This is a genomic window from Rhodanobacter spathiphylli B39, assembly GCF_000264295.1.
In the GTDB taxonomy this organism is placed as follows: Bacteria; Pseudomonadota; Gammaproteobacteria; order Xanthomonadales; family Rhodanobacteraceae; genus Rhodanobacter; species Rhodanobacter spathiphylli.
The window spans coordinates 1-24,600 of record NZ_AJXT01000004.1; the positions used below are offsets into that span (position 1 = coordinate 1).

22 protein-coding genes are annotated in these 24,600 nt (G+C 68.2%); 2 read left to right on the top strand and 20 right to left on the bottom strand.

Annotated features, from left to right (window positions below):
* The first annotated feature begins 263 nt into the window (after positions 1-263).
* The gene (locus UU7_RS00710) at positions 264-665 is read left to right on the top strand and encodes a DUF4870 domain-containing protein (protein WP_007804411.1); all 402 of its coding nucleotides are present in this window, start codon (positions 264-266) and stop codon (positions 663-665) included.
* 54 nt (positions 666-719) lie between these two features.
* On the opposite strand, the gene gltS is transcribed toward UU7_RS00710, so the two are convergent.
* The 11 genes from gltS to UU7_RS00765 form a co-directional block, all read right to left on the bottom strand.
* Positions 720-1,934, bottom strand: coding sequence for a sodium/glutamate symporter (gene gltS, locus UU7_RS00715; RefSeq protein WP_007804414.1), 1,215 nt, complete (start codon positions 1,932-1,934; stop codon positions 720-722).
* A 25-nt stretch (positions 1,935-1,959) separates the two neighbouring features.
* The gene (gene dgcA / locus UU7_RS00720; RefSeq protein ID WP_007804416.1) at positions 1,960-2,946 is read right to left on the bottom strand and encodes an N-acetyl-D-Glu racemase DgcA; all 987 of its coding nucleotides are present in this window, start codon (positions 2,944-2,946) and stop codon (positions 1,960-1,962) included.
* A complete protein-coding gene (gene dgcN, locus UU7_RS00725; RefSeq protein WP_007804418.1) occupies positions 2,931-3,974 on the bottom strand; it encodes an N-acetyltransferase DgcN in 1,044 nt (347 codons plus the stop codon). Before dgcN ends, dgcA begins: the two co-directional genes overlap by 16 nt.
* Positions 3,975-4,109: 135 nt before the next feature.
* Positions 4,110-5,882 carry a gamma-glutamyltransferase gene (gene ggt, locus UU7_RS00730; RefSeq protein WP_007804419.1) on the bottom strand — a complete coding sequence of 591 codons (1,773 nt, stop codon included), beginning with the start codon at positions 5,880-5,882 and terminating at the stop codon, positions 4,110-4,112.
* 173 nt (positions 5,883-6,055) lie between these two features.
* Entirely contained in the window at positions 6,056-8,527 is a 2,472-nt protein-coding gene (locus tag UU7_RS00735) for a TonB-dependent receptor plug domain-containing protein (RefSeq protein ID WP_007804421.1), read from the bottom strand.
* 359 nt (positions 8,528-8,886) lie between these two features.
* Complete coding sequence (locus UU7_RS00740; RefSeq protein WP_007804424.1) at positions 8,887-9,789, bottom strand: LysR family transcriptional regulator; 903 nt, start codon at positions 9,787-9,789, stop codon at positions 8,887-8,889.
* A gap of 89 nt (positions 9,790-9,878) precedes the next feature.
* A complete protein-coding gene (gene ispA, locus UU7_RS00745) occupies positions 9,879-10,787 on the bottom strand; it encodes a (2E,6E)-farnesyl diphosphate synthase (RefSeq protein WP_007804426.1) in 909 nt (302 codons plus the stop codon).
* Entirely contained in the window at positions 10,771-11,028 is a 258-nt protein-coding gene (locus UU7_RS00750; protein ID WP_007804428.1) for an exodeoxyribonuclease VII small subunit, read from the bottom strand. The genes ispA and UU7_RS00750 overlap by 17 nt, the downstream gene beginning before the upstream one ends.
* 172 nt (positions 11,029-11,200) lie before the next feature.
* Positions 11,201-12,502, bottom strand: coding sequence for a tRNA lysidine(34) synthetase TilS (gene tilS / locus UU7_RS00755; protein WP_007804431.1), 1,302 nt, complete (start codon positions 12,500-12,502; stop codon positions 11,201-11,203).
* Positions 12,503-12,512: 10 nt separating this feature from the next.
* Positions 12,513-13,250: an NYN domain-containing protein gene (locus UU7_RS00760; RefSeq protein ID WP_007804433.1), complete on the bottom strand. Its 738-nt coding sequence runs from the start codon at positions 13,248-13,250 to the stop codon at positions 12,513-12,515.
* A gap of 67 nt (positions 13,251-13,317) precedes the next feature.
* The gene (locus UU7_RS00765; RefSeq protein ID WP_007804435.1) at positions 13,318-14,274 is read right to left on the bottom strand and encodes an acetyl-CoA carboxylase carboxyltransferase subunit alpha; all 957 of its coding nucleotides are present in this window, start codon (positions 14,272-14,274) and stop codon (positions 13,318-13,320) included.
* Positions 14,275-14,441: 167 nt separating this feature from the next.
* Here UU7_RS00765 and UU7_RS00770 point away from each other — a divergent pair, with 167 nt between their 5' ends.
* Positions 14,442-14,816, top strand: coding sequence for a YajD family HNH nuclease (locus UU7_RS00770; protein WP_007804437.1), 375 nt, complete (start codon positions 14,442-14,444; stop codon positions 14,814-14,816).
* A 12-nt stretch (positions 14,817-14,828) separates the two neighbouring features.
* On the opposite strand, the gene UU7_RS00775 is transcribed toward UU7_RS00770, so the two are convergent.
* The 9 genes from UU7_RS00775 to lpxD form a co-directional block, all read right to left on the bottom strand.
* Positions 14,829-15,497 carry a hypothetical protein gene (locus UU7_RS00775; RefSeq protein ID WP_007804439.1) on the bottom strand — a complete coding sequence of 223 codons (669 nt, stop codon included), beginning with the start codon at positions 15,495-15,497 and terminating at the stop codon, positions 14,829-14,831.
* 53 nt (positions 15,498-15,550) lie between these two features.
* On the bottom strand, positions 15,551-19,090 hold the full coding sequence (gene dnaE, locus UU7_RS00780) for a DNA polymerase III subunit alpha (RefSeq protein WP_007804441.1): 3,540 nt from the start codon (positions 19,088-19,090) through the stop codon (positions 15,551-15,553).
* A 123-nt stretch (positions 19,091-19,213) separates the two neighbouring features.
* Positions 19,214-19,774 (bottom strand): TlpA disulfide reductase family protein, encoded by a 561-nt coding sequence (locus tag UU7_RS00785; protein ID WP_007804443.1) that lies wholly within the window; start codon positions 19,772-19,774, stop codon positions 19,214-19,216.
* Between the two features lie 94 nt (positions 19,775-19,868).
* On the bottom strand, positions 19,869-20,069 hold the full coding sequence (locus UU7_RS00790; protein ID WP_007804445.1) for a hypothetical protein: 201 nt from the start codon (positions 20,067-20,069) through the stop codon (positions 19,869-19,871).
* 222 nt (positions 20,070-20,291) lie between these two features.
* Complete coding sequence (gene rnhB, locus UU7_RS00795) at positions 20,292-20,882, bottom strand: ribonuclease HII (RefSeq protein WP_007804447.1); 591 nt, start codon at positions 20,880-20,882, stop codon at positions 20,292-20,294.
* An 82-nt stretch (positions 20,883-20,964) separates the two neighbouring features.
* A complete protein-coding gene (gene lpxB, locus UU7_RS00800; RefSeq protein WP_007804449.1) occupies positions 20,965-22,233 on the bottom strand; it encodes a lipid-A-disaccharide synthase in 1,269 nt (422 codons plus the stop codon).
* Between the two features lie 95 nt (positions 22,234-22,328).
* On the bottom strand, positions 22,329-23,102 hold the full coding sequence (gene lpxA, locus UU7_RS00805) for an acyl-ACP--UDP-N-acetylglucosamine O-acyltransferase (RefSeq protein WP_007804451.1): 774 nt from the start codon (positions 23,100-23,102) through the stop codon (positions 22,329-22,331).
* Entirely contained in the window at positions 23,099-23,572 is a 474-nt protein-coding gene (gene fabZ / locus UU7_RS00810) for a 3-hydroxyacyl-ACP dehydratase FabZ (protein ID WP_007804453.1), read from the bottom strand. The genes lpxA and fabZ overlap by 4 nt, the downstream gene beginning before the upstream one ends.
* A complete protein-coding gene (lpxD, locus tag UU7_RS00815; RefSeq protein WP_007804454.1) occupies positions 23,565-24,593 on the bottom strand; it encodes a UDP-3-O-(3-hydroxymyristoyl)glucosamine N-acyltransferase in 1,029 nt (342 codons plus the stop codon). The genes fabZ and lpxD overlap by 8 nt, the downstream gene beginning before the upstream one ends.
* Positions 24,594-24,600 lie beyond the last annotated feature (7 nt).

A 24,600-nucleotide genomic window follows, 5' to 3' on the forward strand; every position in this document is an offset into this window, starting at 1 on the left:
TTTTTCGCCACCCTGCGCAACCCCCTCCCTGCCTCCCCCTGCACGCAGGGGGAGGAGCAGAGCGCGGCTCGTCTTCCTCTCCTGCACGCAGTGGGGAAGGAGCAAAGCGCCGCTTGTCTCCCTCCCCTGCATGCAGGGGAGGGTCGGGGTGGGGTCGCTCTGCCGGTCTTTCGCAGATTCCTGCGGCAAAGCGCCTCCAGCCTTGCTAGCATCGGTGCAACCGGCAAGCGGCCGGCGAACTTTTGACGTAGAAGGAGATGCGCATGAGCGTTCCACCCGAATCCGTGATTCCGCCCCCGCCGAGCGAACCGCCGATGGCCGGTGCCCCTTCCGCCGAAGAGCGCCAGTGGGCGATGTTCGCGCACCTGTCCGCGCTGATCGGTCTGATCATTCCGTTCGGCAGCATCGTCGGGCCGCTGGTGATCTGGCTGATCAAGAAGGACACCATGCCGTTCGTCAACGACCAGGGCAAGGAAGCGCTGAACTTCAACATCACCGTGGCGATCGCCGCCATCGTGGGCTGGATCCTCTGCTTCATCCTGATCGGCTTCCTGGTGCTGGCCGTGGTGTTCGTGGCCTGGCTGGTGCTGGCAATCATCGGCACGATCAAGGCCAATGAAGGCACGGCGTACCGTTATCCGTTCACGCTGCGGCTGGTGAGTTGAGCCTGCGGCAGGCATGAGGAAAGGGCGGCGCAAGCCGCCCTTTTTTTGTGGCCGTCATTTCCAGCCGTTGATGAAGCCGGTGATGACCAGGGCGTTGGTGAAGTCGATCAGGAACGCGCCCACGATCGGCGCGACCAGGAAGGCGCGTGTCGCCGGGCCGTAACGCTCGGTCAGCGAACTCATCACCGCCATCGCGTTGGCGGTGGTGCCCAGCATGAAGCCGATGAAGCCGCTGGCCATCACCGCCGCGTCGTAGTCGCGCCCCATCAGTTGCAGCAGCGGCCAGCAGCAGAACGCCACCACGATCAGCGACTGCACGCCGAGGTTGACCAGCAGCGGCAGCGCCAGCCCGCTGAGTTCCCACAGGTGCAGGTCCATCAGCGCCATCACCAGGAACAGCGACAGGCAGGTGTTGCCGATGATGTCGATGGTCGGCATCGACAGGCCGAACCAGCCATGGCGGTCGTCGATGTTGCGGATCAGCGCGCCGACCAGCATGGCGCCGATGTAGGCCGGCAGGGTCAGCCCGAGCTGGCCCAGTCCGCCGCTGATCCAGGCGCCCAGTCCCATCGCGAGCAGCAGCCAGACGAAGTTGCGCAGTCCCGCATAGGCGGCCTCCTCGACCCGCGGCGCGCTGGCGGGAGGCTCGTCGGCCAGCGCCACGGCGACCGCGCTGGCCGTGCGGGGGGAGCCGATCGGCGTGCGCAGCTTCATCCGCTCGATCAGCATCGTCGCCACCGGCGCGCCGATCACCGAACCCAGCACGATGCCGGCCATGGCATTGGCCAGGGCCACGCTGGCCGCGCCATGGACGCCGGCCTCGGCGAACACGGGAGCAAACGCCATGCCGGTGGCCGGGCCGCCGGTGAGCGTCACCGAGCCGGTGATCACGCCGAACAGCGGCGGCAGGCCGAAGGCGGTCGCCAGGCCGATGCCGACCAGGTTCTGCATCACCGCCAGGCCGCTGGCCAGGCCCAGGAACAGCAGCAGCTGGCGACCGCCGATCCTGAGCAGGGACGTGCTGGCGTTGAAGCCGATCGCGGTGAAGAACGCGATCATCAGCGGCTGCTTGAAGGTGGTGTCGAAGCGCACCGGGGTCACCTCCCACTGGCGGCAGGCCAGCAGGGCCAGCGCCACCAGCAGGCCGCCGATCACCGGCGCCGGGATGCTTAAGCGCGCCAGCAGCGGCACGCGCTTGCGGATCGCATAGCCGACCAGCAGGAACAGGCCGCCGCAGGCCAGGCTCTGGATCGCGTCGAGGTTCAGCATGGCGTGCTGCCCGGCCGCGGCATCGTCAGCCGCCCCAGAAGGCGGGCGCGGGCGGCAGCAGGAAGCCGTCGTGCAGGCTCACCCCGTCGGCGTAGTCGTGCTGCAGCCAGAGCGGGCCATCCAGGTCGATGAACTCCGCCTCGCGGGCGATTTCCAGTGCCGGGGTGATGCCCAGCGACGAACACACCATGCAACCCACCATGATCTTGAATCCGTCGGCACGCGCGGCGCGCAGCAGTCGCCAAGCCTCGGTGAGTCCGCCGGTCTTGTCCAGCTTGATGTTGACCGCCTGGTAGCGGCCGCGCAGTCGCGGCAGGTCGGCGGTGACGTGGCAGGCTTCGTCGGCGCAGATCGGGATGCGGCTGTGGAAACCCAGCAGGGCCTCGTCGGCATCGGCGGGCAGCGGCTGTTCCAGCAGTTCCACGCCGGCGCGTTCCAGCAGCGGCTGCAGGTCGCGCAGGATCTCGATGGTCCAGCTTTCGTTGGGATCGACGATGAGGTGCGCGCGGGGTGCGGCCTGCCGCACGGCCTCGATCCGCGCGGCCGGGTCGTCGGCGTCCACCTTGATCTTGATCAGCCCGGCGTCGGCGATGCGCGCGGCCGCCTCGCCCATGCGCGCGGGCGTGTCGATGCTGAGGGTGATCGCGCTGCGCAGGGTGGCGCGTGGCGGTCGTCCCAGTTGCACCCACACCGGCACCGAGCTCAGCTGCGAATCGAGGTCCCACATCGCCGCGTCCAGCGCGTTGCGCGCCGCGCCGGGCGGCAGCCGCAGCTGCAGTTCGTCGCGGCCCATGCCGGCGGCCAGCTCGGCCCGCAGCGACTCGATCTCGTCGAGCACCGAGGCCATCGATTCGCCGTAGCGCGCATACGGCACCGATTCGCCGCGCCCGGTCCGTCCTGCCTGGTGCAGTTCCACCGTGACCACGTCGGCGGCGTACTTCACGCCGCGCGCGATGCGGAAGGGTGCCACCAGCGGGAAGCTGCGCTCGCTGATGTTCAGTTCGCGAAGCATGCGAGCAACTGGTCCACGATCGCTTCGACACCCATGGTCACCGGGTCCTGGCAGGGCAGCTGGAGCAGGTCGCTGATGCGCTTGCAGGCGTCGGCGGCTTCGCCCGCCGCCATGCCGGAGGTATTCAGCGCGACGCCCACCGGCTTCACCGCCGGATTGGTGAGGCGCGCGGCGACCAGGTTCGCCTCCAGGCACGGCTTCAGCTCGGGCAGCGGGTAGTCGGGCAGGCCGCGCATGTGGCGCCGGGTGGGTTCGTGGCACAGCACCAGGGCGTCGGGCTGCGAGCCGTGCAGCAGGCCCAGCGACACGCCCGCGTAGGAGGGATGGAACAGCGAGCCCTGGCCTTCGATGAGGTCCCAGCCGCCATCGTGGCGCGCCGGCGAGATCCACTCCGCGCCCCCGGAGATGAAGTCCGCGACCACCGCATCGATCGGCACGCCGGCGCCGGCGACGAAGATGCCGGTCTGGCCGGTGGCGCGGAAGTCCGCCAGCAGGCCGCGCTGGCGCATCGCGCGTTCCAGCGCCAGCGTGGTGTACATCTTGCCCACCGAACAGTCCGTGCCCACGGTGAGCAGGCGCCGGCCTGCCCGCGGCCGGCCGTTGCCGACCGGGATGCCGGGCGCGGGATCGCGGGCGTCGAACAGCACCCGGCCGTTGCGCTGCGCCGCGGCCACGATGTCGGGGTTCTCGCGCAGCTTGTGGTGCAGGCCGGCGACCACGTTGAGGCCGGTGTCGAGCGCCTCGATGGCGGCGGCCACGATCTCCGGCGCCATCGTGCCGCCCGCGTTCGCGGTGCCGATCAGCATGGTGTTCGCGCCGAGGTCCTTCGCCTCGGCCATGCTCATGTCGGGCAGGTCCAGCGTGGGCTTGCAGTCGGGATGGCGCAGCTGGCCCACGCACCATTCCGGGCGCCAGTAGGCCACGCCTCTGGCCGTCTTGATGGCCAGGTCATCGGCCGCGTTGCCCAGGTACAGCAGGTACGGCGGACGCCATTGCGCGGAAGGCTTCGCATCGCCTTGGGTGGACATGAAAGAGGACTCCAGGTGGCGGCGGCGCCGTCGATCAGGGGGAAGTGGAAGGAGGCGGAAGATCGGGCACGTGAACCCTGGCTGGGCAACCGCCAGCAGCTCGCGGTGTCGCAACCGGCCTTGCGGCCGGCTGCCTCAATGGGCGGTTTCGACCTTGCCCAGGCCGTTGGGATTGCGCGGGTCGCTGGCGGCGGTCTTGGTGTTGCTGGTCTTGTCCCACACCACCACGTTCATGTTGCCCCAGGTCTCGGTGTCGTTGATCTCGTAGCCCATCGCCTTGAGCCTGGCCAGCACGTCGGCGGGGATGTCGCTGCCCTTTTCGATGTCGATGCGATCGGGCAGGAACTGGTGGTGAATGCGTTTCTGCGCGGTGATCTGGCCCGCGTCCTTGCCGTCGACGAAGGCGAGGATCGCCTCGAACACCTGGGTGATGATGGTGGAGCCGCCGGGCGAGCCGATCACCGCGAGGCGATCCTTGCCGACCACGATGCTGGGCGACATCGACGACAGCATGCGCTTGCCGCCGACCGGCGCGTTGGCGCTGCCGCCGATCAGGCCGAACGCGTTGGGCTGGCCCGAGACCAGGGCGAAGTCGTCCATCTCGTTGTTGAGCAGGATGCCGGTCTTGCCCGCCACGAAGCTGGAACCCAGGGTCGTGTTCACCGTGGCGGTCATCGAGACCATGTTGCCGTCCTTATCGATGATCGAGTAGTGCGTGGTGTGCATGCCGGGGCTCTTCGCATGCACCGACGGCAGCCACGCCGACTTGGTCGCCTGCTCGGGCAGGATGCTCTGGCGCAGGCCGTCCGCGTAGTAGGGCGACAGCAGCATGTCCAGCGGCATCTTCACGAAGTCGGGATCGCCGAGGTATTCGTTGTGGTCGCGGAACGCGCGGCGCATCGCCTCCACCAGGTAATGGATGCGGTGTGCTTCATCCATGCTCTTGAGGTCGAGCGGGGCGAGGATGTTGAGCATCTCGGCGATCGCCACGCCGCCGGAGGAGGGCGGCGGCGCGGTGATCACCTTGTAGCCGGCGTACTGCAGCTCGATCGGCTGGCGTTCTTTCGCGCGATAGTTCGCCAGGTCGACGAGTGTCCAGGTGCCGCCGGCGGCGCGCACCGACTTCACCAGTTCCTTCGCCACCGCGCCCTTGTAGAAACCGTCCGCGCCGTTGGCGGCCAGCGCCTTCAGCGTGCGTGCCTGGTTCGGATCGCGGAACAGGTCCGCTTCGACCGGCGCCTTGCCGCCCGGCATGAACTTGCCCGACGAGGCGGGGTAGCGGCGCAGCACTTCGGCCTTGTAGCCGATCGAACGAACCAGTGCACCACTGGGATGGAAACCCTGCTCGGCGATCCGGATCGCCGGACTCAGCGACGCCGCCAGCGGCAGCTTGCCGTACTTGCCCGACATGTAGGCGACGCCGGCGGGGAAACCGGGGATGCCGGCAGCCAGCGGGCCGTTGAGCGAGGTGTCGCGGTTCGGCGTGCCGTCCGCCTTCAGGTAATCCTTCTCGCTGACCGCCTGCGGCGCCATCTCGCGCGCGTCGATGAAGGTGTCCTTGCCGGTGGCCGCGTCGTGGATCACGGCGAGGAAGCCGCCGCCCATGCCGGACGCTTCCGGCTGCACCACCGACAGCGTGCTGCCCACCGCAATCGCTGCATCCACCGCGTTGCCGCCGCGCGCCAGCACTTCGAAGCCGGCCTCGGTGGCCAGTGCGTTGGCGCTGGCGATGGCGGCGGTCTTCGACGCGGTGGTCGTCGATGTCGCGGCGTCCTGCGCGTGGGCCAGGGCGCCCAGCGCCGGCAGCAGCGCCAGCGCCAGCAGGGTGCGGCGCCAGCGCGACCGGCTGCGCGTCGTGGTGCGGCGGGCGATTCCGGCATCGCTGCGCAGCGTGTGTTGTTCGGTCATTCGTTCACTCTCCACGATGAGGTTCGAGCATAGTCACGGGCGGTCGCGTGCCACCAATGAAAAGACGCTTGCCTTGCATAACTGATGGTTGGGGCATGCCGGCGATGGCCGTCTGCATGGAGCGTCGGCGAAGGTCCCGGCGTGCAGCGGGACCTTCGCCGCAGCGGGCTTGCCTACCAGTGGTACTGCACCTTGCCGTACACGTAGGCACCCATGAAGCCGAACGGCGAGCTGGACGAATACGGGAAGGCACCGTTCTGGTCGTCGCTCTGCGGCACCTTCTTCGGATAGGTGTCGAGCACGTTGTCGCCGCCCACGGTGAAGGTCCAGCGGTCGCGGTTGTAGCTGACCGCCAGATCGAGCAGCCATTTGTGCGGGTAGACGATGTCATTCAGATAGCTGGTCGAGCCGTACGTCGTGATGCGGCCGTAGCGCGTCAGCGTGCCGTTGAAGGCCCAGTGGCCGAGGCTGTAGGTCTCGTTGAGGATCAGCTTGCTGCGCGGCGCGGTGTCGGCCAGCAGGCCCTTGATCGCGCTGCGGTTGAGGCGCTGGAAGATCACGCCCAGCGAGTCCAGTACCGGAGGGTTCGGCTTGACGTCGGTGACCTTGTTCTTGTGGTAGCCGTAGCTGAGCGTCGACATCAGGCTGCCGTTGTCGCCGAAGTCGCTGCGGTAGCTGGTCACCACATCGGCACCCTGGGTGCGCACCGTGCCGGCGTTGGTGAAGTAGGACAGGCCGCTGTACTGCAGGTTGGTGACGCCGTTGGCGGCCAGGTAGGCGACCACCGAAGGCGTCGACAGCGAAAGCGAGCTGGACAGCGCGATGCGGTTGGTGACGGTGATCTGGTAGGCATCGAACGACATGTTCAGCGCGTTGGTCGGGTTCCACACCACGCCGGCGGTGAAGTTGCGCGACTTCTCCGCCTTCAGCGGCTCGCTGCCCAGCAGCTTTGCCAGCGGGTTGTCCACCGGCACCAGGCCGCGCAGGTAGATGCCCGGCGGCAGACCCAGCGAGTTGCCGGCGCCGTAGGCGGCGGAGGTGGTTTCCGAATAGTGCTGCTGGCCCAGCCCCGGCGCGCGGAAGCCGGTCGAGGCGCTGCCGCGCAGGGCGAACGAGTCGGTGAAGTCGAAGCGGCCGGACAGCGCAGCCGAGGTGGTGGTGCCGAAGTCCGAATAGTCCTCGTGGCGCAGCGCGGCGGAGAAGCCGAAGCGGTCGGTGAGGTTGCCTTCCAACTGCAGGTATTCGGCAACGTCGTGACGCGCCACCGAGATGGCGTCCTGCGGGCCCCAGCCGGCAAAACCCTGGGCGCCGCCGCGCACGCCGGAGGTGCCCACGTAGTACGAGCCGAAGTCGCCGGCCTCCACGTCGTAGCTCTGCCGCAGGTACTGCGTGCCGAAGGACAGGGTCAGCGGATTGGGCAGCCAGCCGAACGCGACCTCCTTCGAGATATCGATGTCGAAGGTCTGCTGCTTGGCGGTGAGGATGCCGTCGTGGAAGCTGGTCGGGCTGCTGCCGAAGTCGTTGAGCATCGCGTAATTGGTGCTGTTGCGCGTGCTGTAGGAGACGCGGTTGCCGCCGTAGTTGCCGCTGACGTCCCAGCGCCAGCCGTTCCAGGTGCCGCGCAGGCCGGCCACCAGCGAGGTATCCGCCGAGTCGCCGTGCTCGCGCGGCAGGAAGCCGTCCGGATAGACCAGGCCGATCAGCGGGTTGTTCGGGTAGGCGGTGTTGCTGCCGTAACGATAGAAGCCGCGCGGTTCGCCCACGCGGCGGCCGTAGTGACCGAATGCGTAGAACTGCACGCCGGGCGTGATGTCGTACTGCGTGTTGAGGAACAGGTTCTTGTTCTTGAACGAGACGGTGCCGAAGTGGAACTTCACGCCGAGCTGGGCCAGGCCGGGGCGGCGGTCGACACCGGCGCGGTTGCTGGGGCTCTGGTTGCTGTCTTCGGCGGTGATGCGCAGCCAGCCGCTGTCGCCGCCCAGCGGAATGCCGAAGTTCGCCGCACCCTGCCACTGGCGACCATCGCCGGCGGAGAACTGGCCGCCGCTGACCTGCACGTCGCCGCCCTTGGCGCCCTTCTTCAGGATGATGTTGACCACGCCGGACAGCGCGTCGGAACCGTACTGGGCGGAGGCGCCGTCACGCAGCACCTCGATGTGATCGATGGCCGACAGCGGGATCGTGTTGAGGTCGATGCCCTGCGAGCCCTGGCCGATCTGGCCCAGGCTCAGCACCAGCGCGCCGGGATGCCAGCGCTTGCCGTCCACCAGCACCAGCACCTGGTCCGGCGACAGGCCGCGCAGTTCGAACGGGCGCTGGAACGCGAAGGTGTCGGAGGCGGGCGCGAACGGGAAATTCAGCGAGGGGATGGCGCGCTCGAGCGCCTGGGTCAGGTCGATCGTGCCGGTCTGCTTCAGCACGTCGGCGGAGATCACGTCGATCGGCGTCAGCGACGAGCTTTCCGTGCGGTTGCCGGCGCGGGTGCCGGTGACCACCACCGGCCCGAGGTCCTTCGCCTTGGTCGGCGTGGCCGCGGGCGCCCCGCCTTGCGGATCGGCCTCCTGTGCCGTGGCGGCGCTGGCCAGTACCAGCAGGATCGCGGCAGACAGCAAGGTCGGAACGAACCGACCGGAACGCTTGTTCATGAACATTCTCCCCGGATGTTTTGCAACAGGATGCTGTCGGCCCGGGCGGTGACACCGTCCGGTCGGCGGGCGACGACTTCGCAGCGGATCGTTGACGTACTGCATCGGGAATCGAGGCGGCCCCTTCCGCCCCGTGGGTGCTGCCGCCGGCTCGGGTGCATGCCGCGTCGGCGTGTCGCCACCGCGCGGACTGGCCCTGCATCTGATCGAGGCGTGCTCCGGTCGGACATCCACTCTCCCCCTCACGACACGGATCGAGGATAGTCACAGCCCCGCGCCGGCCTCCAATGAAAAGACCGGCACCAGGCATAACCAAAGGTTGTGGGTGTGGCTGAGGCCGGAGCGCCGCGCCGGGCGCCTCAGGCCTGGCCCAGCATCTGCTGGGCCAGCTGGCGGACGAGGCCGAGGAAGCGCTTCTGCAGCGGATTCAGCGGGCTGTCCAGCCGATAGAGCGCGTGGAGCACCACGTCCAGCTGCAGTTTCAGCGGGCGCGTCTGCACGGTTTTCCCGCCGCCCCACGATGCAGTGAACGGATCGACCAGGGCCAGGCCCTCGCCTTGCGCGACGAGCGAATACGCCAGCTGGTAGGTCTGCACCCAGACTGCGGTGCGCGGTGCCGGCACCACCTGGCTCAGGTGACCTTGCAGCATGCGGCCCAGCGCATCGTGCACCGCGATGCCGACCATCGGCTGGTCGGCCAGCGCGGTGACCGGCAGGGGCTGCGCCAGTTCCTCCGGCGACCACCAGCCGGGCGGGGCGATGACCATGATGTGCCCGCGGCACAGCGGCTCCTGGTGCAGGCCCTGGTGGCCGGCGTTCTGCAGGGTGAGCCCGATGTCCGCTTCGTGGAGCATCAGCGATTCGCACATCTCCGCCGAGTGCTGGGTGAACAGTTCGGCGGTGGTGTTGGGAAAGGACTTGCGCAGCAGGGTGGTCGCGTCGGGTACCAGCGCATGCGCCAGGGTCGGCGTGCAGGTCACCCGCAGCGGCGAGCTTTCAGGGTCGCCGATGTTCGCCGTGAGGCGCTGCAGGTCGTGCAGATCCTGGATGATCTTGTCGACGCGATGACGCAGCAGCAGTGCTTCCTGGGTCGGCTGCAGGCGTCCGCGCACCCGGCTGAACAGGGCGAAGCCCAGTTGCTGTTCGGCATGCTGCAACGCCTTGCTGGCGGCAGGCTGCGAGATGTTCAGCAGGTCCGCCGCCCCGGTCAGGCTGCCGGTGGTCAGCACCGCATGGAACACTTCGATGTGGCGCAGACGCATCGGTTGACGACCCCTTGCCGCGATGGCGACAGTGTCCGAGTGCAGCACAGGAACCGTTGTGCAGCAAGTCGCCGCGCGGGGCGAACGGCTCAGCGCACCCGCAGCGCGGAATACAGGGCCAGCTCGCGCAACAGCTCGCCGCGCGTGCCCAGCGGCGCGATCGCGGCCAGGGCCTGCTCGGTCAGTTCGGCCAGCCGGGCGCGCGAGGCGTCGAGGCCGATGATCGACGGGAAGGTGGGCTTGTCGGCGGCGGCGTCCTTGCCGGCGGTCTTGCCGATCACCGCCGACTCGCCTTCCACGTCGAGGATGTCGTCGCGCACCTGGAAGGCCAGGCCGACCGCGTGGGCGTAGCGGTCGAGCGACTGCAACATGCCGTCGTCGGCGCCGGCGGCCAGCGCGCCCAGCTGCACCGATGCGCGGATCAGCGCACCGGTCTTGCAGGCGTGCATGTGTTCCAGTTGGTCCAGGCCCAAATGCCGGCCGACCGCGGCGAGGTCGAGCGCCTGGCCGCCGGCCATGCCCTCGGCGCCGCAGGCCCGGCCCAGTGCACGCAGCATGGCGATGCCGGTGGCGGCCTCGACCTGGCGCGCGGCGTCGTCGGCGAGGATCTCGAACGCCAGCGCCTGCAGCGCGTCGCCGGCGAGGATCGCCATCGCCTCGCCGAACACGATGTGGCAGGTGGGCCGGCCGCGGCGCAGGGCGTCGTCGTCCATCGCAGGCAGGTCGTCGTGCACCAGCGAATAGGCGTGGATCAGCTCCACCGCGCAGGCTGGCGCATCCAGCGTGGCGCTGTCATGGCCCAGCGCCTGCGCGGCAGCGTAGACCAGCAGCGGACGCAGCCGCTTGCCGCCGCTCAGCACGGCGTAACGCATCGCGCGGTGGAGTTCGGCGGGGGAATGTCCGGCGGACGGCAGATGCCGATCAAGCGCCTGTTCGGCGCGCTGGATCAGGGACTGCAGGGCAGGGCCGAGCTCGGCGTGATCAGAGTTCGGGTTCAAACGGCTGGGCGCTGTCGGGGGCATCGGGATCAAGCAGCAGGCGCACGCGCAATTCGGCTTGTTCCAGCGACTGCTGGCAATGACGGAACAGACCGATGCCGCGCTCGAACGAGGCCAGCGAATCGTCCAGGCTCATGTCGCCACCTTCCATCTTCGCGACCAGTTGCTCCAGCTCGTCGAGCGAGTGTTCGAAGTCGGCGACGGGCGGGGTCTTGCTGGTTGCGGGAACGGTCTTGGCCATGGCCCGCAACGCTAACGCAGCAAGCCCCCCGAATCAATCCGGAAAGCCAATCCACCACCGAAACCCGACCCACCGAGCCAAGCCGAAGCACGAAGCCCGACTCCCGCTCGGCACGTCAGCCTCCTCTCCCGCCCGCGGGAGAGGATTGAGGCGAGGGCCGCCCCGCCCCGACTCACCGCCCCGCCCGCCAACGCGGCCACGCCCCCACCTTCCGAAACAGCTCCGCCCCCTGGCCACTGAGCCAACAATCCGCCACTGCCACCAGCTCATCGCCGGCAAGGATCAGCGGACAACACGCTCTCCGCCACGGCGGCATCCGCGCCTGCTGGAACAGGTCGCGCAATTCCCGGGTATGCGCGTCGCCCTCCGGCTTGATGCGCTCTCCGCCGCGCCGCAGCCGCACGCGCAAGGGTTCGGCGAGGCGGACGGCAGGATCGTCCAGGGTCAGTTCGCCCCCATCGGGCAGGGCCAGAGGCTCGCCATGCCAGTCAGCCTGCCACCGGTCATCGATGTCGACGGCGGCCGGCAGCGCCCACAGCCGGCCCTTCCAGATATGCAGCTCGGTATCGTCCCAGCGAATGCAGGGCAGCCGGCCGGCACGTGCCGCGCATTGACGCTCGATCTGCCGGCGTTGCGCCGCGGTGGGCGCCCTGCGACCACGCGCGTGCAGCCAGTGGTCGAGCAGCGGTTCGCGCAGCGCCGGCGCCAATGCCAGCCAGCCAGGGGCGTCCAGGCTGCCGCTGGATGCGTCGTGCAGTTCGTCGAACGCGGCCAGCCATTGCGTGCGCAATGTGTCCGCCGCCGCGCGGCTCAATGCGGCGCTGTGCAGGATCGAATCCGGCGCCTGCGGCCAGAAGCGCAGCAGCCGTGGCAGGATCTCGTGGCGCAGGCGATTGCGCGCCAGGTGGATGTCGGCATTGGACGGATCGTCGATGCAGGCCAGCCCCTGTGCCGCCACGTAGTCGTGCAGCTGCTGGCGGGACAGTTCCAGCAACGGGCGCCACAGCTGCCCACGACCGAAGCGGCGCAAGACACGCATGCCGCCCAGCCCCTCGGGCCCGGCGCCGCGCAGCAGTTTCAGCAGGACCGTTTCGACCTGGTCGTCGCGGTGATGGGCGAACAGCAGCAGCTCGCCTTCGCGCAGCCCGGCCGCCAGCGCGGCGTGGCGCGCCTCGCGTGCGGCCGCTTCCAGGCCGCTGCCGCTGCCGCGTCGCACCTGCACCGGCAAGACCTCGCAGGGGATGTCGAGCGTGGCGCAGAACGCCCGGCAATGTTCCGCCCAGAGCCGGCTGTCCCCATGCAGGCTGTGATCGACATGCAATGCCCGCAGCCCGCGTTGGCGCGCCGGCGGCAGTTGCGCCAGCGCATGCAGCAGGGCAGTGGAGTCGGGGCCGCCACTGAAGGCCACGCACAGCGGCGCGGTCGGCAGGGTTTCGAGCGCGCGGCGCAGGTGCCGGTGCAGCGTGTCGCTCACTTCCGGTTGCTCATTTTTTTGCGATGCGCTGGCGCACGTAGATGTGCTTGCCGTTGCCGATGTGGCGTTCCTCGGCGTCGAACAGGCCGATGCCCTTGATCAGTCCGCTGAGCTTGGCGTAGCCGTAGTTGCGCGAATCGAAATCGGGCGACTGCTTGTTGATGATGCTGCCGATCGCGCCCAGGCCGGCCCAGCCGGTGTCGTCCGAGGCCGCCTCGATGGCGCCGCGCAGCAGGTTCATCAGGTGGGTGTCGCCGCGCAGTTCCTTGGCCGAGCGCTGCTTCGGTGCCGCCTCGGCTTCGGCGGTCGCCGCGGTGCCGGCCAGCACTTCGGTGTAGATGAACTTGTCGCAGGCGGTGCGGAACGGTTCGGGCGTCTTGCGCTCGCCGAAGCCGTACACGGTCAGCCCCGATTCGCGGATGCGCGAGGCCAGCCGGGTGAAATCGCTGTCGCTGGACACGATGCAGAAACCGTCGAAGCGCTCGGCGTAGAGCAGGTCCATCGCATCGATGATCATCGCCGAGTCGGTGGCGTTCTTGCCGACGGTGTAGCGGAACTGCTGGATCGGCTGGATCGAGTGGCGCAGCAGCACTTCCTTCCAGCCGTTCAAATCGGGCTTGGTCCAGTCGCCGTAGATGCGCTTGACGTGGGCGGTGCCGTATTTCGCGATTTCAGCGAGCAACCCTTCGACGATGGCCGGGCGGGCATTGTCGGCGTCGATCAGTACGGCGAGCTTGTCGTGGGCCATGGCGGGAATCCGTCGAGAGGAATGCGCCGATGGTAGCGCCACGAACGCCTGCCAAGGGTGCGCGGGCTTATCCCTGGTATGCGCCGTAGCTGCGCAGGCGCTGGTAGCGCTGTTCGAGCAGGTCGGGTACGGGCATCGCCTGGAGTTCGTCGAGCTGCTTCAGCAGCACGGCCTTCAGGCGGATCGCCATCGAGCGCGGGTTGCGGTGGGCACCGCCCAGCGGTTCGCGCACGACCTTGTCGACCAGGCCCAGTTCGAACAGGCGCGGGGCGGTCATGCCCAGGGCCTCGGCGGCGTCCTTCACCTTGTCGGCGCTCTTCCACAGGATCGAGGCACAACCTTCGGGCGAGATCACCGAATAGGTCGAATACTGCAGCATGTTGGTGCGGTCGCCCACGCCGATCGCCAGCGCGCCGCCGGAGCCGCCTTCGCCGATCACGGTGCAGATGATCGGCACCTTGAGTTCGGCCATTTCCAGCAGGTTGCGGGCGATCGCCTCGCTCTGGCCGCGCTCCTCGGCACCGACGCCGGGGTAGGCTCCGGGAGTGTCGATCAGGGTCAGCAGCGGCAGGCCGAAACGCTCGGCCATCTTCATCAGGCGCAGCGCCTTGCGATAGCCTTCCGGGCGCGGCATGCCGAAATTGCGGCGTACCTTGTCCCTGGTGTTGCGGCCCTTCTGGTGGCCGATGATCACCATCGGCCGACCGTTGACGCGGCCCAGGCCGCCCACGATGGCGGCGTCCTCGGCGTACATGCGGTCGCCGGCCAGCTCGTGGAATTCCTCGCAGATCACGCCGATGTAGTCGAGCGTGTAGGGACGCGCCGGGTGGCGCGACAGCTGGGTGGTCTGCCACGAGTTGAGGTTGCGGAAGATCTCGGCGGTCTTGATCTTCAGCTTCTCGCGCAGGCGGCCGACCTCGTCCTCGATATTGAACGCCTGGCCATCGCTGGCGTGGCGAAGCTCTTCGATCTTCGCGTCCAGTTCGGCAATGGGTTGTTCGAAATCGAGGAAGTTGGGGTTCATTCGCTGCAATTCACGGTACTGAAGCGCTCCAGTATAGCGTCCCGCGGCAAAACGCGAGAACGCCGCCGTATGGCTGTGACGGGGTCGACACCCGGCCTGCCACGGGCAGCGCGATTGCGCTATCGTCCGCCCCGTCACGCCCCCGCACCCGCCACCGGATCATCTGCATGTCAAGCAAGCCCATCGACAACGCGAAACTCGACCGCATCGTGGCCGAGGCCCGGCACGCCGCCGAGCAGCGCGAGCTGGGCTATCGCGAGCGCGCCCTGAAGATGTATCCGTGGGTGTGCGGCCGCTGCGCCCGCGAGTTCACCCGCACGAACCTGTCCGAGCTGACCGTGCACCACCGCAACCACGATCACGACTTCAACCCGCCCGACGGCAGCAACTGGGAACTGCTGTGCGTGTATTGCCACGACAACGAGCACTCGCGGCACATCGACCACGTGCGCGGCGGGGTGATGGCGGTGGAGGAAGCGCCGCCGGCGACGGGCAACCCGTTTGCCGATCTGAAGGCGATGATGGAGCGGGGCGGCAAGTAATCCCGCGAAGGCCTACCGGCGTCGATAGATGCCGTCGAAGCGGACGTTGAGTCCGCCGCATTGGTGATTGTCGCTGACCACCAGAAACTTCCCGACCAGGAAGGCGCTCACCTCGCACGCATCGTCGACAAAGGTTGCGTGATGGCCGCTGAGCCGTGCCTCCCCGCCCATGGCGCCCAGGTTGGGACCGCCGGGGAACTGGTCCGGCGGTGGGTCGGCCATCGGGTAATAGGCTTCGCCGTCGGCATGCAAGATGCCGTTGTGATGGCGGATCGTGATGCGGTTGTCCCCCTGCACCCAGTCGCCCTCCCATGCCGACGGTGATGGCTGTGCCTGCACCGGCCGCAGGCGGTCGCGCGGCAGCCAGCCGGCGTGTCCATCCTGGTTGTCGGGAAACATGACGCAGGCGTAGTCGCCGCGCTCGGCGCCCGCCAGTACCTGGTCACCCGGGATCAGGTAGGCCTTTTCCCGGCAGCGATCCGCCGTGGGAGGGCAGTCGTCGGTGCCCGCGACGAAGTGGGCGCGCCCGTCGCCGACGACTTCGGCGAGTGTCGTCCGATCGGTGCTGCCGTCGCCTCCCCCGCACAGAAACGGCGCGTCGGGATGTGCCTGCTGCGCATGGACGCCGCCGAAAGCGACCAGGCCGAACAGCGCGAAAGTCCATTTGTGGGCAACGGTCATCGGTCTCTCCATGCGTGCTCGCAGACAGTGGTTACATGCGCCCCGGCGGTATCTCAATCCTGCTGCTTGACGATGCGCAGGCGGGCGGCTTGCACGCCGGGCAGGGCGCGGACGGCGCGCAGCAGGTCGGGGATGGCGTCGACGCGCCAGGCTTCGCCCAGTTCCAGGTCGGCCTGGGCGCTGCGGTTGCGGTAGCCATGCAGGGTGACGCTGGCGCGACCGCCGCGGTAGCCGGCCAGGGTGCGCTGCAACTGGGCGGCAAAGTCGGGGCCGATGCCGTTCAATTTCAGCTGCAGCAGGCGTGCATGCTTGCGACAGGCGTCTTCCAGCGACAACGCGCTGCGTGCACGCAGCTGGAAGCCGCCGCCGGAGAAGTCATCGATGCGCAGGCCGCCATCGACCACCAGCATCTGGTCGCGGGTGAGCAGCGGCGCCATCTGCTGGTACAGCTCGCCGAAGAAGCTGACCTCGATGATGCCGGTGCCGTCTTCCAGCCGCACGAAGGCGTCGCTGTCGCCGCGCTTGCGCACGGCGGTGACCATGCCGGCGACGGTCCATGGCGTGTCGGGGCCGCGGCGGAAACGGTTGTTGTCGCCGTCGTCGTTCTTGCGCGGTTTCGGCGGCTGGTAGCGATCGACGATCTCGCCCAGCGGACAGGTCGACAGCTGCGCCAGCTCTTCCTTCCACGGGTCGGTGGGGTGGCCGGAAAGGTAATGGCCCAGGGTGTCGCGCTCGCCTTGCAGCTTCTGTTCCAGCGGCCATTCGGGCACGGTCGGCAGGTCAATTTTCACTACTGGCGTGGTATTGCCCATCGCCGCGCCGAACATGTCGTTCTGGCCGGACTGCCTGTCGCGCAGGTGCTGTTCGGCGGCCTTGATCGCGTCGGGCAGTTGCAGCATCAGGCTGGCGCGATTGGCCGCCAGCGCGTCCAGCGCGCCGGCCATGATCAGCGCTTCCAGCACGCGCCGGTTGAGCCGGGTCGGATCGACGCGGCGACAGAAGTCGGCCAGGTCGGTGTATTTGCCGTGCGCGCGCTCGGCCACGATGGCCTCGCACGCGCCCTGGCCGACGCCCTTGATCGCGCCGAGGCCGTACTGGATCACCTTCGGTTCGATCGCCACGAACATGTACTCGGACGCGTTGACGTCCGGAGGCTGCACGGCGATGCCGATGGCGCGCGATTCGTCCAGGAAGGTCACCACCTTGTCGGTGTTGTCCATGTCCGAGGAGATCGTGGCGGCCATGAATTCGGCCGGGTAGTGCGCCTTCAGCCACGCAGTCTGGTACGAGACCAGCGCGTACGCGGCGGCGTGCGACTTGTTGAAGCCGTAGCCGGCGAACTTCTCCATCAGGTCGAAGATCGCGTCGGCCTTTTCGCCGGAAAGGCCGTCCTTCGCCGCGCCCTCGCGGAACTTGGCGCGCTCCTTGGCCATTTCCTCGAGTTTCTTCTTGCCCATCGCGCGACGCAGCAGGTCGGCGCCGCCGAGCGAGTAGCCGCCCACGATCTGCGCCATCTGCATCACCTGCTCCTGGTAGACCATGATGCCGTAGGTCTCTTTCAGGATCGGCTCGACGCGCGGGTCGGGATATTCCACTTCCTCGCGGCCGTGCTTGCGCGCCACGAAGCTGGGGATCAGGTCCATCGGGCCGGGGCGGTACAGCGCCACCAGCGCGATGATGTCCTCGAAGCGGTCGGGCTTCGCGTCCTTCAGCATGCGCTGCATGCCGGAGGATTCGAGCTGGAACACGGCGACGGTCTGCGCCTTCTTCAGCAGCTCGTACGACGCCGGGTCGTCCAGCGGCAGCGCCGAGATGTCGAGCAGGGCCTCGCCGGCTTTCGCGCGGCGCGCGTTGATCGCCTTGACCGCCCAGTCGATGATGGTCAGCGTGCGCAGGCCGAGGAAGTCGAACTTCACCAGGCCGACCGCCTCGACATCGTCCTTGTCGTACTGGGTCACCACGCCGCCGCCGCCGGCTTCGCAGTACAGCGGCGCGAAGTCGGTCAGCGGGGTCGGCGCGATCACCACGCCGCCAGCGTGCTTGCCCGCGTTGCGGGTGAGGTTTTCCAGGCTCAGCGCCAGGTCGATCAGGGCACGGGCGTCCTCGTCCTGCTCGTACGTTTCGCAGAACTCCTTGACGACGCGGTCGGTCTCCTTCTTCGATTTCTCGGAGCGGCCGAGCGCGTCGGAAAGTGTCAGGTCGAGCGGTCGCGGCGGCACCATCTTGGCCAGCCGGTCGACCTGGCCGTACGGCATGCTGAGCACGCGACCGGAATCGCGCAGCACGGCCTTGGCCGCCATCGAGCCGTAGGTGATGATCTGGCTGACGCGGTCGCGACCGTACTTGCGCGCCACATAGTCGATCACCTCGTCTCGGCGATCCATGCAGAAGTCGATGTCGAAGTCGGGCATCGACACGCGTTCGGGGTTGAGGAAGCGCTCGAACAGCAGGTTGAACTGCAGCGGGTCGAGATCGGTGATCTTCAGCGCCCAGGCCACCAGCGAGCCGGCGCCCGAACCGCGCCCGGGGCCGACCGGGATGCCGTTCTGTTTGCCCCAGTTGATGAAGTCCGCCACGATCAGGAAGTAGCCGGGGAAACCCATCTTGACGATGACGTCCAGCTCGCGTTCCAGCCGGGCGTGGTAGTCGTCCAGCGTGTGATCGGCTGCCAGCGGCGCGTGTTCCAGGCGCTCGCGCAGGCCTTGCCGCGACAGCTCGCGGATATGGCTGTCGAGGTCGTGGCCCTCGGGCACCGGGAAGTCGGGCAGGTAATACGTGCCGAACTTCAGTTCCAGCGTGCAGCGCTTGGCCAGTTCGACGCTGTTTTCCAGCGCCTCGGGAAGATCCGCGAACAGCGCGGCCATCTCGGCGGGCGTCTTCAGGTATTGCTGGTCGCTGTATTCGCGGGGGCGCTTGGGATCGGCCAGCACGCGGCCCTGGTTGATGCACACGCGCGCTTCGTGCGCGGCGAAGTCGTCCTGCTTGAGGAAGCGCACGTCGTTGCTGGCCAGCACCGGCAGCGCCAGTTCGCCGGCCAGGGCCAGTGCGGCGGTGTTCCAGTTTTCCTCGCCGTCGCGGCCGCAGCGGGTCAGCTCCAGGTACAGCCGGTCGGGAAACAGCCGGGCCAGGGGACGCAATCTGGCCTGTGCCGCGTCGATGCCCTGGCCGATGGCGAGGCGAGCGGTCTCGCTGTCGCGTCCGAGCAGGGCGATCAGGCCCTCGGTGGCGCCGGCGGTGAGCCACGACGCGTCGACCAGGGCGCGTCCGCCATGCTGGCCCTCCTGCCACGCGCGCGAGACCAGCCGCGACAGGTTGAGATAACCGTCGCGGTTCTGGCACAGCAGGGTGAGTCGCCACGGACGCGGGTCGTCGCTGGAGGAAATCCACAGGTCGCAACCGCCGATCGGCTTGATGCCGGCGGCGCTGCAGGCCTTGTAGAACTTCACCAGCGCGAACATGTTGCTGTCGTCGGTCAGTGCCACCGCCGGGATGCCGTCGCGCACGCAGGCGGCGACCAGCGCCTTGATGCGGATGGTCGAGTCGACCAGCGAATATTCGCTGTGCAGGTGCAGGTGGGTGTAGCTGACGGTCATGCCGGTTTACGCACTGAATTCATGCAGGCTACCCGGCGGCCGGGGCAGCGGCAAGATTGACTTCCGCGCGGTTTGCGCGAAGCGCGCTGGCGCCCCGCCCGATCGGCTCAAGGCCCGATCAACTCAAGGCCTGGCGACGGCCGCCGTCGCGGCAGGCTGTTCGAGCAGCAGGGCGTTGATCTCGCCGACCAGCGTGTCCAGCATGTCGGCACCGTAGCCGACATGGACGTGGGCGATGCTGCCGTCGCGACGCAGCATCACCATCACCGGAATGCCGCTGACGCCGTAGGGCTTGCCGATCGCGCCGTCACGGTCCCAGGTGACCAGCAGTTCGGGCAGGCTCCTGCGCAGTACGCGCGAGGTTCGCACGAAGGTGTCGCGGTCTTCGCGGTGATTGACCGCCACCACCTGCAGCGGCAGGCCGCGCCGGGTCGCCAGCAACTGCAGCTTGGCCAGCACGGGAATCTCTTCCATGCAGTAGCCGCACCAGGTGGCCCAGAAACTGATCACCACGACCTTGCCGTGCAGCGAGGAGACGGTCACCTCCTGGCCTCGCTGCGTGGTGCCCAGCGTATCCGGCGGCGTGTCGCCCGGCTGGAGCCGCGGCCTGTCGCCGGCCACGGCATGGCAGCAAAGCAGCAGGCCAAGCAGCAGGCCTGGCAGCATGATCGCGATTCGGCGCATCTCTTCCATTTCCCCCTGGGCACGCGCCAGCGTAGCAACATGCCGCGGAGCGAGGAAGTCGGGCCGCGTGGCCTGATCGGGACGGCCTTCCGGCTCAGCGGATGAAGAAGCGCTCGTCCTCGCCGGCGGTGTCCACGTAATGATCGAGAGCCTGTACCCGCAGCGGCTGCAGGTTGTAGTCGGCGTGCGACAGCGGGGGTTCGTCGATGCGCTCGGTCGTGTCGGGAAGCGGGTTCCATGCGGACGCCGCGGTCGATGGCGACGGGGTGGTCGGGTGGCTTTGCGGATGCATCATGGCGTGACTCCTGCGTTCCCTGGGAACGCGTGCGAGTTCGCTGGCGAGCGGGCCGGCAGGTCAGTACGGGCCGGTGCAACGGGCGCATCCGTGCTGTGCGGGTTTCCTTGGAGGTAATGATGCGCGCGCGCGGGGGAAAGTTGCATAGACCGATGGCCTATGCGGATCAATCTCATCGGGATGCGCGATCGTGGCTGGAACGGGAACAAGCGCCCCGGTCGGTCAGAACAGCCTTGCCTGATCCAGCAGCAGCCGCACCGGGGCGAAGCTGCGGCGGTGCTGGGCGCAGGGACCGAGCATCTGCAGCGCGGCCAGGTGCGCCGGGGTGGGATAACCCTTGTGCGCGGCGAAGCCGTAGCCGGGATGGAGGTTTTCCATGGCCACCATCAGGCGGTCGCGGCTGACCTTGGCCAGGATCGAGGCGGCGCTGATGGCCGGTTCCAGCGCATCGCCGCCGACGATCGCCCGGCCGGGGCAGGGCAGGTCCTTCGGCAGCCGGTTGCCGTCGACCAGGGCTTCGTGCGCACCCGGTGCGAGGCCGGCAACGGCGCGGCTCATGCCGGTCATGGTGGCCTGGAAGATGTTCAGGCGGTCGATCTCGTCCGGTTCGATCAGCACCACGCACCAGGCCCGCGCGCGCTCGATGATCAGGGGGTAGAGCGCCTCGCGTTTCGCCTCGCTGAGCTTCTTCGAATCGTCCAGACCGGCGATCGGGCGGGACGGGTCGAGGATCACCGCGGCGACGGCCAGCGGGCCGGCCAGCGGGCCACGTCCCGCTTCGTCCACGCCGGCCACGAACAGGCTCGCCTCCATCGGGTTCCGCGCTTCTTCTTGCGTTTGCCTCCTCCCCCCTGAGGGAGAGGATTGAGGTGGGGCGCAGGTACTCGCGGAACGCTCAGCCATGGCCGGGATTCCGTGCATCGATCAGTTCGGCGATGGCTGCCGCGGCGCGATCGCCGGCCTGATCGTCCAGTCCGCCACGCAGCGCCTGGTGCAATTGCTCGAAGGCGGCGACCACCGCGCCACGCCGTTCGCTGTCCTTGAACAGCGACAGGGTGGCGGCAGCGAGCTTCTCCGCGGTGCAGTCGTCCTGCATCAGTTCCGGCACCAGCAGGCCGCCACCGATATCGATGCCGCTGGCGCGTGCGAGGATGTTCGGCAGCGAGTAGATGTCGGTCTTCAGCATCTTCAGCGCGCGGGCGATGCGATAGCTCATCGGCGCCACGCGATAGCCCACCACCATCGGCCGCTTGGCCAGCATCGCCTCGAGCGTGGCGGTGCCCGACGCCAGCAGCACCACGTCGGCCGCCAGCATCGCCTCGTGCGCATGGCCGTCGAGCAGCAGCGGGCGGGATTCACCCTGGGGGACGCGGGCGAGCAGCGCGTCGAGCTTCGCGCGGACCCGGGCATTGGCCGCGGGAATGACCACGCGCAGGCCCGGGACGGCCGCGGCGACGCGACTGGCGGCCTCGATGAACGGCTGGCCCAGCCGGCTCAATTCGGAAAGCCGGCTGCCGGGCAGCACGGCGAGCACGGGCGCAGCTTGCGGCAACTGCAGCACGTCGCGCGCGCCCACGCGGTCGGACACCAGGGCGAAACGGTCGGCCAGCGGGTGACCGACGAAGCGCGCATCGATGCCGTGCTTCGCGTAGATCGCCGGTTCCATCGGGAACAGGCAGAGCACCCGATGGGCGCTGCGGCCGATCTTCTCGGCACGCTTTTCGCGCCACGCCCAGACCGAGGGGCTGACGTAATGCACGGTCAGCAGGGCGGCCTGTTTCAGGCGCTGTTCGACGCCGAGGTTGAAATCCGGCGCGTCGATGCCGACCACCACGTCGGGCTTCAGCTCGAGCAGGCGCGCGACCAGCGCCTTGCGCAGGCGCAGCAGCCGGGGCAGGTGGAGGATGACTTCACTGAAACCGAACAGCGACAGCTCGTGGATGTCGTACCAGGACTCGAAGCCTTCGCGCTGCATGCGCGCGCCACCGATGCCCACGAAACGCGCCTGCGGATAGCGTCGGCGCAAGGCGGCGATCAGGTCGGCGCCGAGCTGGTCGCCGGAGTCTTCGCCGGCAATGATGGCGATGGTTTGAGAGCCGGGAATGGGGAATCGGGAATCGGGAATCGGGGGCGCCGCGGATTCCGGCTGCTTCGTGGAAGTCATGGCGTCAGCACGAACGCAGGCGAAGAATGCTGGTGGCTGCTTTGGCTTGTAACCATTCCCGATTCTCCATTCCCGATTCCCGCGCAGCGCAAGTGTCAGCGCGCGAGCGCGCGCTCGCTGTGGTCGAGGAACTCCAGCATGGCGCGCACGTCGTCGCTTTCGCGGGCCTGCTCGGCCAGCTTTTCGCGGGCTTCGGGCAGCGACAGGCCGGCCATGTACAGGGTGCGGTAGGCACGCTTGATCGCGGCGATCCGCGGCGCGTCGAAACCACGGCGCTTCAGGCCTTCGCTGTTGATGCCCCGCGGCCGGCCGTGCTGCTCGTTGGCCATCATCACGAACGGCGGCACGTCGTGGCCGACCAGGCAGCCCATGCCGATGAAGGCATGCGCGCCGACCTTGCAGAACTGGTGCACGCCGGAGTAGCCGGACAGGATCGTCCAGTCGCCGATGCTGACGTGCCCGGCCAGCGCCGAGTAGTTGGAGAACACCACGTTGTTGCCGATCTGGCAGTCGTGCGCGATGTGCACGTAGGCCAGCACCCAGTTGTCGTTGCCGAGTCGGGTGATCGCGCCACCGTCACCGGTGCCGCGGTTGATGGTGGTGAATTCGCGGATCAGGTTGCGGTCGCCGATCACCAGTTCGGTGCGTTCGCCCTGCCATTTCTTGTCCTGCGGATCGCCGCCCAGCGAGGCGAACTGGTTGATCCGGTTGTCGCGGCCGATCCGGGTCGGCCCCTCGATCACCACATGCGGCCCGATCACGGTGCCTTCGCCGATCTCCACCTCGGCACCGATCACGCTGTACGCGCCGATGCTGACGTTGGCGCCGATGATGGCGGAGGGGTCGATCAATGCGGTGGGATGGATCATTTGCCCGACCTCGCGGCGCACATCAGTTCGCAACTGGCCACCTCCTTGCCATCGACCAGGGAGCGAGCCTCGAAAATGCCCATGCCGCGCATCAGCCGCTTCAGGCTGACTTCCATGCGCAACTGGTCGCCGGGAACCACCGGGGCGCTGAAGCGCGCGTTGTCGACCTTGACCAGATAGAACAGCGGGCTGACCTTGTCGCCCTTCATGTGGCGGCTGACCTGGGTCAGCAGACCGGCGGCCTGCGCCATCGCCTCGATGATCAGCACGCCGGGCATCACCGGATGGCTGGGGAAATGGCCCTGGAAGAACGGCTCGTTGATGGTCACGTTCTTGATCGCGACCACGCTGACCTCGGGCACGATCTCGATCACGCGGTCCACCAGCAGGAACGGGTAGCGGTGGGGCAGCAGTTCCCGGATCTGCTCCACATCGATCGGCAGGGTCATGAAGTCGCTGTTTTCACTCATTGTCGCTGTCCTTCTCCAGCGTCGACAGGCGACGCGCGTACTCGTCCAGATGTTTGAAGCGTGCCGCGTTCTTCCGCCACTGGCGGTTGTCCTGCAGGGGCACGCCCGATGAATATTCGCCAGGTTCGCGGATCGAATGCGTGACCAGGCTCTTGGCGGTAATGGTAACCCGGTCGGCCAGTTCCAGATGGCCGAGCACGCCGGCGTTGCCGCCGATCATGCAGTAACGGCCGATCCTCGCACTGCCGGCGACCGCCGCGCAGCCGGCCATCGCAGTGTGCGCGCCGACATGCACGTTGTGGGCGATCTGGATCTGGTTGTCCAGCCGCACGTCTTCTTCCAGCACGGTGTCGTCCAGCGCGCCGCGGTCGATCGTGGTGTTGGCGCCGATCTCGCAGTCGTCGCCGACGCGCACGCCGCCGAGCTGGGGCAGCTTGATCCAGTGGTCCCGCTCGAAGGCCAGGCCGAAGCCGTCCGAGCCGATCACCGCACCGGGGTGCACCAGCACGCGCTGGCCCAGCGTGACCCGGGTCACCAGGGTGACCCGGGCGACCAGCCGCGAATGCGCGCCGACCGTGCAGTCCTCGCCGACGATGCAGTGCGGACCGAGTACCACTCCCTCCGCGATCACCGCGCGCTCGCCGATCACGCAGCCCGGTCCGACGCTGGCGCCGGGATCGACCTGCGCGCTGTCGGCCACCACGGCACTGGGGTGGATGCCCGCTGCGGCGGCAGGCATCCGTTCGAACAGGGCGGCAAGTTTCGCGTAGGCCACGTAGGGGTCGGAGGCGACCAGCGCCGCTGTCGGGCACGTGGCGAGGTCCGCTTCGCGCAGCACCACCACGCCGGCGCGGGTGGCCGCCAGCTGGCTGCTGTACTTGCTGTTGGACAGGAAGCTGAGCTGACTGGGGCCGGCGCCCGCCAGGGTGCCGACACCGTCGATCACCCGCGCGCCATCGCCGCTTGCGACCAGGCCGAACCGCTCGGCCAGCCCAGCCACCGTGTAATGGATTGTGCTCATGCTTGCT